Genomic DNA, 12546 nt, shown 5'->3' on the forward strand with positions numbered 1-12546 from the left:
AGGAGTTCAGCCATGTCCTTATCCCGTCGCGCCGCCATCGGTGTGGGAATCGCCGGAACCGCCGCCGCCCTGTCGCAGACATCCGCAGCGGGCCAACCGAACCCGCTCCCGCTACCGGCGACCCCGTTGGCGGACAAGGCAACCGCGTTGATCGACCGGACCTTGACGCCAGCCCTGCGCAACCACAGCGTGCGCGGCTTCTTCTTCGCCCGCGCGGTCGCCGACCGGCACGGCCTACGCCCCGGCACCGACTACGACGAAGAAACCATGTACCTCATCTGCGTGCTGCACGACGTCGGCCTTGCCGAAACCCCCAGCAGCGACCAACGATTCGAGATAGACGGCGCCGACCAAGCCGCGTTGTTCCTCGAAGCCAACGGTGTCACCGACACCCGAGTCGACACCATCTGGGACGCCATCGCCACCCACACCACCGGCTTCACCGATTCCCCCGTCTACCGCCGTCGCCGTCCTGCGGAATCCTGGCTGGCCGTAGAGGGCATCGGCATCGACGTAGCCGGCAGCCCTACTGACCTACCCCCGGGCTACGCCGACCAGGTCCACGCCACGTACCCCCGCCTGGGTGGCACCCGAGTGCTCACAGAAACCATCGAAGCCCAAGCCCTGGCCGACCCCCGCAAGGCGCCTCCGGCCAGCCTGGCCGGGGAAATCCTCCGGCTGCGTCACCCGGAGATCGCCCAGTTGAGTTGGGACGACATCGTGGCCACCAGTGGATGGGACGACTGATCGGAGCGCGATACCCGGGAAGGCGCTAGTCGAATGGCTTGCAGCGGTAGGCGTTCACGGACGAATCGCAGTCGCGCTCCTTACCGCTCCGACGACTTACTGTCCCGACGTCGCAGCGATTCAATGACCCACCGTCGCTCGACGTGAAAGTGGGGCGCCCTATTGGGCGCCCCACTCAGGTGTGTTCAGTCGTCAGCTGCTCGCCGGTGCGGCGTCGACGGTGTCCTTCGCCTTGAGCTCGGCCTTCCATTCGCGGAAGCCTTCTTCGGTGCGTCCGCGGCGCCAGTAGCCCGAGATCGAGGCGGCCCATTCGGCGGTGACGCCGCGTTCCCGGCGCACATAGCGGCGCATGTCGTGCATGACGGCCTGGGCTTCGCCGTGAATGAAGACCTGGACCTGGCCGTCGCGCCAGGGTGCCTTGCGGACGCTTTCCGCGAGGACTTCACCCGGCGACTGGGTGCCGCGGTGCAGCCAGGTCAGCTCGATGCCCTCGGGCTTCTGCAAGGGGAGCTCGTCGTCGGGGCCGGCGACCTCGACGAACGCGTAGCCGACGGCGGCCGGGTCCATCGCCTCCAATGCGGCGGCGATGGCAGGCAGTGCCGCCTCGTCACCGGCCAGCAGGTGCCAGTCGGCGTCGGCGCGGGGGGAGTAGGCGCCGCCGGGGCCGTACATATCGATGGTCTCGCCGGGCTGAGCCGCCGCGGCCCACGGTCCCGCGATGCCCTCGGCGCCGTGGTACACGAAATCGGCCGCGATCTGGCCTGCGTCCCGATCGACCGAGCGGACGGTGTAAGTGCGCAGCACCTCGATGCCGTCGCGCTCGAAGATGAACTTGACGTAGGCATCGGTGAACTCGTTGGTCTGGAACGCGGCGAAGCCGGGGCCGCCGAGGTGCACCCGGATGAGGTGCGGGCTGAGCCACTCGGTGTGCTGCACGGTGAGGGTGGTGCGGGGTCTGGCCATAGGTAGTCCTCCCACTATCAACAATTAGGGTTACCTTACTTACCCTACTCCGAGTTGATCTCGAACGAAATCACGCGGTGTTCGGCTCATCGTGCGAGCAACCGCTGACGAACCCGCCGCGGCGGTCCAGGATGACGACCATGACCCAGACCGTGCCGACGCCGACCCACCTGGTGCAGCAGCGTTACCGAGACCCCGAGCCTACCGAACCCGCCCGGTGGAACGAGGTATTGCAGGTGCTGCACGAGCATCGTTCGGTGCGGCGCTATCTGGCCGATCCGGTGTCCGACGACACGCTGCGCCTGCTGGTTTCGGCCGCCCAGTCCGCGCCGACCTCGTCGAACCTGCAGGTGTGGAGCGTTATCGCGGTGCGCGACCCGGAACGCAAAGCGCGGCTCGCGGCGCTGTCGGGCAATCAGGCACACATCGTGCAAGCGCCCGTACTGCTGGTCTGGACAGCCGATTTCGCGCGCGTGCGTCAGCTCGCGGACGACCGGAACGCCGCGCTGGACGGCGCCGACTACCTCGAATCCAGCTACGTCGGATTCATCGATGCAGCCCTGGCCGCACAGAACGCGGTCGTCGCCGCGGAATCCCTCGGCCTCGGCACGGTCTATCTGGGCGCGCTGCGCAACAACCCGGAAGACGTTGCGGCGGAACTGAAGCTGCCCCCGCAGGTGTTCGCGGTCTTCGGTCTCGTCGTCGGCCACCCCGATCCGACCGAGGATGCCAGGGTGAAACCGCGGTTGCCCCAGGCTGCGGTACTGCATCACGAGACCTATGACCTCGCCGGGCAGCGCGAACACGTCGCCGACTACGAAGACAGAATCGCCGAATTCTATGCCGAGCAACAACTCTCGCACTCCTGGGCCGAACGTGTACTGGCCCGGCTCGGCTCCGTGGCCGGACTCGGTGGTCGTGACCGGTTGCGCAAGTCGCTGGAGAATCACGGCTTCCACCTGAAGTGACGGTAGGTCTCGCGTGACCTCCGCGAGCAGAGTCGAAGCAGCGGATGGGGTCCGCCATGGTCTTGCGCGTGGCATCCCACCCGGTGGCTGCGCGCGTCACCCGTGGTGCAACCGGCCGCGCCCCGCTGGATCCACGAAGATCACCCGCGCACCGATTCCCAGCAGTGCTGACCCCATAGATCTGCTCGGCGAGTAGCGAGGCACTTGACCTGCGGTGTTCCCCTTATCGACCGCCGGGAACTACGCCCGCGCCCACCGGCACCGGTAGCGTGACGTGCTGATCGGTCCCGAAACATGCGATGATCCCATGTCATGTGTCCGGGGTCACCGACCGACGATCCCGGGCGTCGCGTCGTTGCCGCACGAGAGAAGGACCGCACTATGACAGCCGCCGACAGTCATTTATCGGACGCTGGAACGCACGATTCGACCGGCACCGGGGACTCGGAGGGCTATTCGCGCGGCCTGAGCCCGCGCACCATTCAGATGATCGCGATCGGCGGCGCCATCGGAACCGGCCTGTTCTACGGCGCGGGCGGCGCGATCGAAAAGGCCGGACCGGCCCTGATCCTCGCCTACCTGGCCGCGGGCCTGGCGATCTTCGTGATCATGCGGGCACTGGGGGAGTTGCTCACCTATCGGCCGGTCTCCGGCAGCTTCGCCGAGTACGCGCACGAATTCCTCGGCCGCTACGCGGGTTTCGTCACCGGCTGGTCGTACTGGGCGGTGTGGGTCGCCACCTGCATGGCCGAGATCACCGTCGCGGGCAAGTATGTGCAGTACTGGTTCGACATCAAGCCGTGGATCACGGCGCTGGTGGTGCTCGCGCTCATGTTCGCGGCGAACCTGATCTCGGTGCGGCTGTTCGGTGAGGGCGAGTTCTGGTTCTCCGCCATCAAGGTCACCGCGATCATCGGCATGATCCTGCTCGGTATCGGCGTGCTGACCATCGGTTTCGGCCACGCCGCGAACCCGACCGTCACCAACCTGTGGGCCGACGGCGGCGTGTTCCCGAACGGCTTCGGCCAGTCGCTGCTGGTGTTGCAGATCGTGCTGTTCGCCTACGTCGGCGTCGAGCTGGTCGGCGTCACCGCCGGTGAGGCGCGTGAACCGCGCAAGACCCTGCGCAAGGCGATCAATACGCTGCCGTTCCGGATCGGCCTGTTCTATGTCGGTGCGCTGCTGGTGATCATGTCGGTGTCCAGCTGGCGCACGTTCCGGGAGGGCAAGAGCCCGTTCGTCGAGGTGTTCCAGCAGATCGGCATCCCCGGCGCGGCGGGCATCATCAACTTCGTGCTGCTGACGGCCGCGCTGTCGTCGTGCAACTCGGGCATCTACTCGACCGGCCGCATGCTGCGCACCCTGTCGCTGCACGGCGAAGCCCCGTCCGCGCTCAGGAAACTGAGCTCGCGCCACGTGCCTTACGTCGGTATCTCGGCGTCGGCGGCGATGATGGTCATCGGCGTGATCGTCAACATCATCTCCCCGGACAAGGCGTTCGCTTACATCACCTCGGTGAGCACCATCGGCATCATCTTCGTGTGGGGCATAATCCTGGTCTGTCACCTGATCTACCGCGCCAGGGTGGCCCGCGGTGAGCTCCCCGCCGCCGACTATCGCCTGCCCGCCGCGCCGTACACGACGGTGCTGGCGCTGGCGTTCCTCGCGCTGGTGGTCGTTCTGCTCTTCTTCACCGAGAGCGGCCGCACCGCCGTCGTCGTCGGCGTCGTCTGGGCGGTGCTGGTATCCGCCGGCTACCTGGCTCTGACTCGCCTCGGAAAGACCGGCGAGGCAACGGATCCCGCTCGCGAGTCCGCCGCACGCTAGTCCGCGACAGCCGCATACCTTTCGATTTCCCGCATACCGAATCGCATCCGATTCCGTATGCGGGAATCCGGATGTGTGCGGCTCAGCCCAACTGTCTGGGTTACTCGCGTTCTGCTCGTGATCGCCGTTGCTTCGGGGTCCTAGCAGGTAGCGAGCCCGGCGCGGGAAGGAAGAAGTTCAGCACGAGGCGGGTGATGTCGGCGAGGAAGCGTTCGCGAGTGACCGGCGGCTGATCCAGGACGTACCGGATGGCCAGGTGCTCGACCGTACGGACCAGCATCCAGGACGCCGCCGCAAAGTCCACATCGTCGGGCAGCGAGTCGCGATGCATGGTCAACGCGACCCGGGCCAGGTCGCCGATCTGCTGCTCGAAGGCGAAGACGGTGTTGTCGCCGCTGAGCCGCGGTGTCTGCTCGATGACCGCGCGCAGCAGCGCCGGATGGCTGCCCAGCGCGTCGAGCAGCGCGGAAATCGTTGCCGGAACGGCAGTTTCGGGCGGCTCGTGCAACTGCGCGAGCACGCTGCTGTGCACCCGGGACGCCACCTCGCTGTTGTAGCGGTCGATCACCGCGGTGACGATGGCGTCCTTGCCCGGAAAGTATTGGTACAGCGAGCCGGGACTGATGCCCGCGGCGTCGGCGATCCGGTTGGTGGACGCGCCGTCGTAGCCGTGTTCGATGAGCACGGTCTGCCCGGCATCGATGATGCGCGCCACCATGGCGCGAGAGCGCTGCTGCTGCGGCGTTTTCCGCGTCTTCGGTGGCATCAGAAGACGAATTGAACGCGAGTATTTATTCGTGTCAGCATCGTTTCATGGTTGCACACAATGACGTCGTGCACGAGAGCCCCAGTGCGCCCGTGCCACTCGGTCCGGACTCGTTGACCTGGCGAATCTTCGGTTCCCTCTACTTCGCGCCGAGCGGACTGTTCCTCGGCATGGTGCAGAACATGCATCCCGGCCTCGGCGCGGGCGTGGAGTACCACTCCGCGATCCAGGACGAGTTCTATCAGCGGGTGCTGCGGTCGGCGTACCCGATCGTCGGCGTGGTCTTCGACGGGCCGCGGGCCGAGCAGACCGCACGCGAGATCGTGAACTACCACCGCACGATCAAAGGCACCGACGCGCAGGGTCGCCGGTATCACGCCCTCGATCCAGGCACCTTCTATTGGGCGCACGCGGTGTTCTTCGTGCAGACCCTGCGCGCCGGCGAACTGTTCATGGGCGGCCTCTCGCCCGCACAACGCGAACAGCTGTGGCGCGAGCAGTACCAGTGGTACGAGATGTACGGGATGAGCATGCGGGTGGTCCCGAAGAGCTGGCCGGAGTTCCAGGACTACTGGAAAGACATGTGCGACAACGTCTTGGAGCCGACCCGGGCCGCCTGGGATGTGTACCGCCTGGCCGAGAACGCTCCCGTACCGCCGTTCCCGGTGCTGGACATGCTGCCGAAACCGCTGTGGGAGAGAATGGTTCGCCCGTTCGGCACGCGGTTCTATCAGTTCGTCACCGTCGGCCTGTGCGATCCGTCGATCCGGCGCACCATGGGCTTCACCTGGACCCGCCGCGACCAGTTCTGGTTCGACCGCTGGTGTGCGCTGTTCACGGCGATGAACCGGGTGACCCCGGACGAGATCCGCTACTTCTTCCCCCGCATCCGAGCCGGGCGCCGCCGCGAACGCGGCTTGCGACCCGCGACGTTGCCACCGCCGGAGGCCCCTGAATTGCTCTGGCCCGCAACCGAGCACCGCGACGACCCCAAACACTATTGCCCGGTCCACGCCGATCACGGGTCGACCCCCGCCACGAAATTCCGGCAACTGACAGGATTTTGACCGATGCTGGACGTGAACACCGCCGCGCACCCCAATGACTATTACTACCGCCCCGGCATGCCGCTGCGACCAGCACCGCCGCGCGCCGTAGCCAGCGAATTATGGTACGAGCCAAGGAAATCGATACTGTCGCCGTGGCTCGATGTGCGCCCGGTCCCGGCCGAAACGCCACGCACCAGGCTGATGGCCGACCATCTCTGGCAGGGCGACGAACCGATGGACCGGCTCGTCGCCGCGTTCGGCCGGATCGGCACGGCGGAGGGTCGTCGCTTGCTCGAGCACGCCCTCGACCACGGCATCGATACCCTGGACGACCCGCCCCTGGAACTGGTCGCGTTGTTCGCCACGCTCGACAACCCGCCCGACTGGTACGACCCCGACCTCTGGGAATACGGCCGCCAACTGTGGATCAACGTTTCCACGTCCGGCAAACTCGCCATGGGCGTGCAGGACTTCATGGGCACCTTCGTCGGCGCGGAAGTCGCCTCCGCGACCGGGGCTACCGGCCGGTTCGTCAACGACCCGTATCGGCGAAACCTGGAAACCTCCACCTGGTTCCGCAACGTGACGGTACGTGGCGGTATGGACCGCTGGTCACCGGTCTTCAAAGACACTGTGCGCGTGCGACTCATGCACGCCCAGGTGCGCGCCGGGCTGCGCCGGGCTTGGGGCGCGGATCATTTCGCCGAGCACGGCAACCCGATCTCCAACAGCACCATGATGGGCGCGGCGGTCACCTTCGGACTGTCCCCGATGTGCTTCGACCACGCCCACGGCCGCAAATGCACTGAGCGGCAACTGGATGCGGTGATGCACTACTGGGCCTACATCGCCTACGTGTTCGGCGTCGCGGATGAACTGATCCCGCGCACGGCCCGCGAAGGCATGGAGATGTCGGACTACATGGTCGCGACCGCCGGTGTCGCACCGGAGTGGACGGCGAACATGGCCGGTGCGGCCACCCACCGCCTCGCCGGTGGTACAGGCGTCGTCGACCGGCTGAAAGTGCAAGCCACGGCACCGCTGCTCGGCCTGCTGACCTATTTCAGCAGCGAGTCGCTCGTCCGAGAGTTGCTCCGCAGCACGCCATTACGCGACGTACCGGTCCAACCGTGGGCCACACTGACGGGTGTCGCCGCAGCGCTAGACGTCCGCCTCCGAGCACTCGACGACGCACTCCCGGGCGCCCACAGCCGCATGCAGCGCCGCGCGGCCGCCGACGACCCGGTCTGGCGCCGCAACACCAAGATCGCCGCGCTACTCGCCGCCCGCGTCGGCATCTACGGCACCCCCTACGACCAACACGACAACTCGGCCACCGGCCTGCCCCGCTGCCCGATCCGATGACCCACCAACCCCCACCACTCGTAGTCGACCTGCACCGATCCGGCCGCACGCTCATCGTCCCACCCGCGCTGACCGTCCTCGAAGCCTTGGAGAACGAGGGCGTCACCATCGACTCGATGTGCCGAGCAGGCCTCTGCGGCACCTGCGAAACCATTGCCCTATCCGGAACCGGCACCCGACCCGACTGCTACCCCCACCCACTCCGCCTCTGCACCACCGCCCCCGGCACCCTCACCCACCTGGTCCTCGACCTCTGACCGGAGCAGCCCGGCCTCAGCGGGCGGCGACAGACGCGCGACTCGCCGAGCCGCGCCCGTTCGGTGCGCTCAGGAGCGGTGTTCTGGGCGAACTAGGCGTCACGTCGGCCAGGTTCGCGTGGGCGCGAGCTGCCCGGGATGTGTCGGCCCGTGTGGGTAAGTACGTGACGCTGGCACGTCGAGGTCGTTGTGGCACAGCCATTCCAGCTTCGGCTCAGCGGCACTGCGCTTCCGCTCTGCAGTCGCGAACGGCGGATTGTCAGGAAGCAGCAGGCCGATGGCAGCGNAGCCCCGTCCCCGCCCTACCCCTGCACCTCAACCACACCCCCGCTGCCGCCAGACGCCGCACTCTTTCTCGGGATCGGCACCCTTCTCGGGATCCGCACCGACTGGACATGACACCACCCCACCCGCATTCCGCCGCCATGTCCCACGAGCGACCCGCCCCAGCGCCGAGCGGTACCTGACGGCGGCTCCACTCGCACTTGTCCACCACTATGTCCCGCACGCCGCCCAACCCTGCTTCGTGCGGGACAGGGCGGCGGCACCACTCGCACCTCTCCGCCACTAGGTACCGTTGATCATGAACCCACCTGAGGCTGGGATTTTCAGGTAGTCGACTACGCAAACGCCAACCCGCCAGCAGTACGAGAATAGAGCTGTTGGAATCGTCGGGGCCTGATGAGGATGTGTGCCATGGTCACCGTTCGTATAGCGACGTTCAATCTGGAAAACTTCGACGAGACGCCGAACCCCACCCCGTTCGAGCCGACCCTCGCCGACCGCATCGCCGTGATGCGCCCGCAGATCGACCGCCTCCGCGCCGACGTGCTGTGCTTGCAGGAGGTGAACGGCCAGGAGCGCCCCGGACAACCGCGATCGCTGCTCGCCCTGGCCGAACTACTCCAGGGCACCGCACTGGCCGGCCGCAATGTCGTGTCGACGGAGAAGGCGAACGGTGAGGTGTTCGACGAACGCAACCTCGTGGTGGTCACCTCCCTGCCGGTCACCGCCCGCGCCCAACTGCTCAACGACCTCGTCGCCGCCCCGCTCTACCAGGTGTTGACCGCGAATCCCCCTGCGCTGCAACCACAGACGATCGGCATCGAACGCCCGATCCTGCACGTGGAACTCGACCTGCTGGGCGCCCCGCTGCACGTGATCGTGGTGCACTTGAAGTCGAAACTGCCCACCGACATCGCGGGCCAGAAGCTCGACCGCTTCACCTGGCGCGACGCGGGCGCGGCGGCCGAGGGTTCGTTCCTGTCCGGCATGAAACGAATGAGCCAGGCCGTGGAGGTCCGGCGTTTGGTCGACCAGATCCTCGACCAGGACCCGAACGCTCGCATCGTGGTGGCCGGTGACTTCAACTCCACCACCGACGAGGTGCCGCTGGTCGCGATCCTCGGCAATGTCGAGGACACCGGCAACGGCGCGCTGGCCGGCCGCGTGCTGGTGCCGCTGGAGAACACCATCCCCGAATCCGCGCGCTACTCGCTGTTCCACCACGGCACCGGCTACATGCTGGACCACCTGCTGGTCACCCGCAATCTCCTTGCTCACTACCGCGGCACGGAGATCCACAACGAACTGCTGCACGACGAGTCGGCCGACTTCGCGACGGACAAGAAGTTCCCCGAGTCCGACCACGCACCGATCGTCGCGACCTTCGAGTTCGCCTGACGTAGCCGAATCCCGGCCGGACTTCGGCACTCGGCCTAGCTGACGACGGTCTTCCGACTCGGCATGCACGCCGCAGCCAGCACCATCACCCCCGCCATCACCGCCACCGTGATGAAGACCAGATGCACCGCCGACGACAGGATCGCGGGCACCGGATGATCGGTGTCGCCGACCCGGGCGTTCACGATCGCGCCGAACACCGCGACACCCACCGCACTACCGATCGACCGCGCGAACATATTGGCCGAGGTCACCACCCCCCGCTCGGTCCAGTCCGCGCTCGTCTGCGCCGCGATGAGGGTCGGCGTCGCGACCAGACCCATGCCGACACCGATCACGAAACACGACCCGGCAACCTGCCACAGCGTCGAATCCTCGGTGATCAGCAGCGTCGTCGCGGCACCGATGGTCGCCAGTCCGCTGCCGATCAGCGCCGTCAACCGGAACCCGATGCGCAGGTACACCTTTCCCGCCTGGGACGCGGCGATCGGCCAGCCGAGGGTGAGCGCACCGACGGTGAGTCCCGCGACGAGCGCACCGGTCCCGAGCACGCCCTGCGTGAATGTCGGTACGTACGTGGTCAATCCGACCAGGATGGCCCCGACCAGCACCGAGACCAGGCTGCTCGTGATGACCACCCGCCGGGTGAATACCCACAGCGGCAGAATGGGATTGGCCGCCCGCCGCTCGACCAGACCGAACAGCACGAGCAACACCGCGCCGCCGGCGAAGATGCCGATGCTCGCGGGGGAGTCCCAGGCCCAGGCCTGTCCACCCTCGAGCAACCCGAGGATCAGTGCACCCGCGCCGATCGTCAACAGCGCGGCACCGAGGTAGTCCACCTGTTGCTTGCGGCGCGGCGCGCTCTCGGTGAACTTGCGCAGCAGCATCCACGCGGCCACCGCCGAGAGCGGCAGGTTGATCAGGAAGATCCAGCGCCAGCTGAGGTAGTCGGCGAAGACGCCGCCGAGCAGCGGCCCGGCCACCGACGACATGGCCCACACACTCGCCAGGTAACCCTGCACCTTGGCCCGCTCGGTCAGTGTGTAGAGGTCACTCGCGATGGTCATCGTCATCGGCTGGATCGCACCGGCGCCGATACCCTGCACCGCCCGGAAGATGATCAGCCCGAGCATGCTGGTCGCAAGCCCGCACAGCAGTGAGCCGAGCGCGAACACCGCGATCCCGAACATCAGGACCGGCTTACGACCGACCGTGTCGGCGAGCTTGCCGTAGATCGGCACGGTGACCGCCTGCGCCAGCAGATAGATGGAGAAGAGCCACGGGAACTGGGCGAAGCCGCCGAGCGTGCTGGTGATGGTCAGCACCGCGGTGGCGATGATGGTGGAATCCAACGCCACCAGCCCGGTCGACAGCATCAGCGCGCCGAGGATGGCGCCTCGCTCCGATCGGAAGCCGACGGACGATGCCACTGTCTCGGTCGCCACGCGCGCGGCCCCTCTCGTTTGTTCGACTAACCATCATCACGAACGTATCGCGATGTCAGCTATTCCCGCCTGGAATTTTCCCACCCCTCGGGACCGGCGCGCGGCGGGAAGCGGCAGTGAGCACCATGCGGCCGAGACCGGCGATGTTGGACTGCCGTACATATGGAGTTGGACTACTGCACATGTACGGCAAACAATTAGCAATCAAATTGACGTTACTCGCCGTTCCGCTGAACTGTGCCGAATGTTGCCGGTAGTTGAATGCACTGCGGTGAATGGTTAACGACGTTTGTCCGACCGGGTGAAATCGGGCGAAAAAACGGCGCGAATAGGACGTTCCGCCCGTGTCGAATGCGGAGGCCCTTACTCCGTATAAATCCGGTGTCCCAGCTCACAGGCGCTTCCAGGTGGAAGCTGTAGACAGTTATCTCAGTACGGTTGTACTGTCTGCCGATGTGTTCAGGACGACGCTGTAGGTAGGTGGTGTTAAGGCTCGGGTAGTTGAGCATTTCACTGATGTTTCCTCAGCGTCGAAATGAATCGTTGTCCTAAGCGTGAGGGCGCGGACGACCCCAATCCATTCAATCTAGATACCGACCCGACCGGATAGTGAACGGGGCCTCCCGATGGAAATCTTCTGCATAATTCTGCTTGTCTATCTCGTCTTCGCGGAGCCATTCTTCGAGATATTCTCGGTCCGCGTCTTCACGCGTGAGTTCGGTACGCGATCCGACGCGCGCGTGCGCCTGTACCAGGGCGGCGTCTTCCGGACCTGGGCCACGCTGGCGGTCATCCTGGTGGGGTTCGCGGTGAGCGGCACCTCGGTGCACGAGCTCGGGCTGACCCACTTCGACTTCAGCGTCTTCCGCGGCTTCTCGCTCGCGGAGAAGATCATCAGCCTCGCGATCGTCACCATCTACGTGTCGTATCTGTTTGGCCCCGTGCTGATTCCGCTGCTCGGCGGGCAGCGCGGCAAGGAGTGGATCGCGAGCAAGATCGAGTACGTCGTCTTCATCACGCCGGAGACCTCCATCGAGCGGTTCTGGTGGCTGGCGAACTCCTTCAGCACGCCCGCCGAGGAGGTCGTGTACCGCGGCTTCACCATCTACGCGGTCGCGCTGCTCTGGCCGGACCTGCCGTTCTGGATCCTGATCATCGTTGCCGGTGGCGTCATCGATGGTCTGCGGCACGGATTCCGTCCGGCCGTCTCCGCCCAGGTGATATTCGGTGGCGTCGCGCTGGCGCTCACCTACAAATTGACCGGTGCGATCTGGCCGACCATCGCGGTGAAGCTCTTCCACGACCTGCGCGTGCTGGCATTCCCGCTGGCCCAGGCTCGCCGGAATCTGGCCGCGCGTGGATTGTCCGAAATTCCCGGGAAAACCCTGAGTGACCACAATGTCCCCGCCGTCGCGGACAATACTGAAAATTCAGTAGAGCCACGTACTTCTGTTTCTACGTAGTAGGGATAGT

General features: G+C 66.0%; 11 protein-coding genes. 8 read left to right on the plus strand and 3 right to left on the minus strand.

Features of this window, described 5'->3' with window-relative positions; translation table 11 throughout:
• The first annotated feature begins 12 nt into the window (after nucleotides 1–12).
• Nucleotides 13–747 (plus strand): HD domain-containing protein, encoded by a 735-nt coding sequence (locus DBO33_RS18610; protein ID WP_107656184.1) that lies wholly within the window; start codon nucleotides 13–15, stop codon nucleotides 745–747.
• A 192-nt stretch (nucleotides 748–939) separates the two neighbouring features.
• On the opposite strand, the gene DBO33_RS18615 is transcribed toward DBO33_RS18610, so the two are convergent.
• Nucleotides 940–1710 carry a siderophore-interacting protein gene (locus DBO33_RS18615; protein ID WP_107656185.1) on the minus strand — a complete coding sequence of 257 codons (771 nt, stop codon included), beginning with the start codon at nucleotides 1708–1710 and terminating at the stop codon, nucleotides 940–942.
• A gap of 140 nt (nucleotides 1711–1850) precedes the next feature.
• Between DBO33_RS18615 and DBO33_RS18620 the strand changes: the two genes are divergently transcribed.
• Nucleotides 1851–2678, plus strand: coding sequence for an NADPH-dependent oxidoreductase (locus DBO33_RS18620; protein WP_107660381.1), 828 nt, complete (start codon nucleotides 1851–1853; stop codon nucleotides 2676–2678).
• Nucleotides 2679–3059: 381 nt separating this feature from the next.
• Nucleotides 3060–4505, plus strand: coding sequence for an amino acid permease (locus DBO33_RS18625; RefSeq protein WP_107656186.1), 1446 nt, complete (start codon nucleotides 3060–3062; stop codon nucleotides 4503–4505).
• Between the two features lie 100 nt (nucleotides 4506–4605).
• Here DBO33_RS18625 and DBO33_RS18630 read toward each other — a convergent pair whose 3' ends face one another.
• Nucleotides 4606–5271: a TetR/AcrR family transcriptional regulator gene (locus tag DBO33_RS18630; RefSeq protein ID WP_234390907.1), complete on the minus strand. Its 666-nt coding sequence runs from the start codon at nucleotides 5269–5271 to the stop codon at nucleotides 4606–4608.
• Between the two features lie 47 nt (nucleotides 5272–5318).
• On the opposite strand from DBO33_RS18630, the gene DBO33_RS18635 reads away from it, so the two are divergent.
• From DBO33_RS18635 to DBO33_RS18650, 4 genes are all read left to right on the plus strand, one after another.
• Complete coding sequence (locus tag DBO33_RS18635) at nucleotides 5319–6338, plus strand: oxygenase MpaB family protein (protein ID WP_107656188.1); 1020 nt, start codon at nucleotides 5319–5321, stop codon at nucleotides 6336–6338.
• A gap of 3 nt (nucleotides 6339–6341) precedes the next feature.
• A complete protein-coding gene (locus tag DBO33_RS18640; protein ID WP_107656189.1) occupies nucleotides 6342–7685 on the plus strand; it encodes an oxygenase MpaB family protein in 1344 nt (447 codons plus the stop codon).
• Nucleotides 7682–7942: a 2Fe-2S iron-sulfur cluster-binding protein gene (locus tag DBO33_RS18645; protein WP_107656190.1), complete on the plus strand. Its 261-nt coding sequence runs from the start codon at nucleotides 7682–7684 to the stop codon at nucleotides 7940–7942. Before DBO33_RS18640 ends, DBO33_RS18645 begins: the two co-directional genes overlap by 4 nt.
• Before the next feature lie 696 nt (nucleotides 7943–8638).
• Nucleotides 8639–9625 carry an endonuclease/exonuclease/phosphatase family protein gene (locus tag DBO33_RS18650; RefSeq protein ID WP_107656191.1) on the plus strand — a complete coding sequence of 329 codons (987 nt, stop codon included), beginning with the start codon at nucleotides 8639–8641 and terminating at the stop codon, nucleotides 9623–9625.
• Between the two features lie 35 nt (nucleotides 9626–9660).
• On the opposite strand, the gene DBO33_RS18655 is transcribed toward DBO33_RS18650, so the two are convergent.
• Nucleotides 9661–11073, minus strand: a complete 1413-nt coding sequence (locus tag DBO33_RS18655) for an MDR family MFS transporter (protein ID WP_107656192.1) — start codon at nucleotides 11071–11073, stop codon at nucleotides 9661–9663.
• A 626-nt stretch (nucleotides 11074–11699) separates the two neighbouring features.
• Here DBO33_RS18655 and DBO33_RS18660 point away from each other — a divergent pair.
• Nucleotides 11700–12536: a CPBP family glutamic-type intramembrane protease gene (locus DBO33_RS18660; RefSeq protein WP_107656193.1), complete on the plus strand. Its 837-nt coding sequence runs from the start codon at nucleotides 11700–11702 to the stop codon at nucleotides 12534–12536.
• Nucleotides 12537–12546 lie beyond the last annotated feature (10 nt).

The organism is Nocardia suismassiliense (assembly GCF_900269665.1).
Taxonomy (GTDB): Bacteria; Actinomycetota; Actinomycetes; order Mycobacteriales; family Mycobacteriaceae; genus Nocardia; species Nocardia suismassiliense.

Coding starts and splice junctions, on each gene's coding strand:
- DBO33_RS18610 (WP_107656184.1), top strand. CDS start 13: ATGTCCTTATCCCGTCGCGCCGCCATCGGTGTGGGAATCGCCGGAACC.
- DBO33_RS18615 (WP_107656185.1), bottom strand. CDS start 1,710: ATGGCCAGACCCCGCACCACCCTCACCGTGCAGCACACCGAGTGGCTC.
- DBO33_RS18620 (WP_107660381.1), top strand. CDS start 1,851: ATGACCCAGACCGTGCCGACGCCGACCCACCTGGTGCAGCAGCGTTAC.
- DBO33_RS18625 (WP_107656186.1), top strand. CDS start 3,060: ATGACAGCCGCCGACAGTCATTTATCGGACGCTGGAACGCACGATTCG.
- DBO33_RS18630 (WP_234390907.1), bottom strand. CDS start 5,271: ATGCCACCGAAGACGCGGAAAACGCCGCAGCAGCAGCGCTCTCGCGCC.
- DBO33_RS18635 (WP_107656188.1), top strand. CDS start 5,319: ATGGTTGCACACAATGACGTCGTGCACGAGAGCCCCAGTGCGCCCGTG.
- DBO33_RS18640 (WP_107656189.1), top strand. CDS start 6,342: ATGCTGGACGTGAACACCGCCGCGCACCCCAATGACTATTACTACCGC.
- DBO33_RS18645 (WP_107656190.1), top strand. CDS start 7,682: ATGACCCACCAACCCCCACCACTCGTAGTCGACCTGCACCGATCCGGC.
- DBO33_RS18650 (WP_107656191.1), top strand. CDS start 8,639: ATGGTCACCGTTCGTATAGCGACGTTCAATCTGGAAAACTTCGACGAG.
- DBO33_RS18660 (WP_107656193.1), top strand. CDS start 11,700: ATGGAAATCTTCTGCATAATTCTGCTTGTCTATCTCGTCTTCGCGGAG.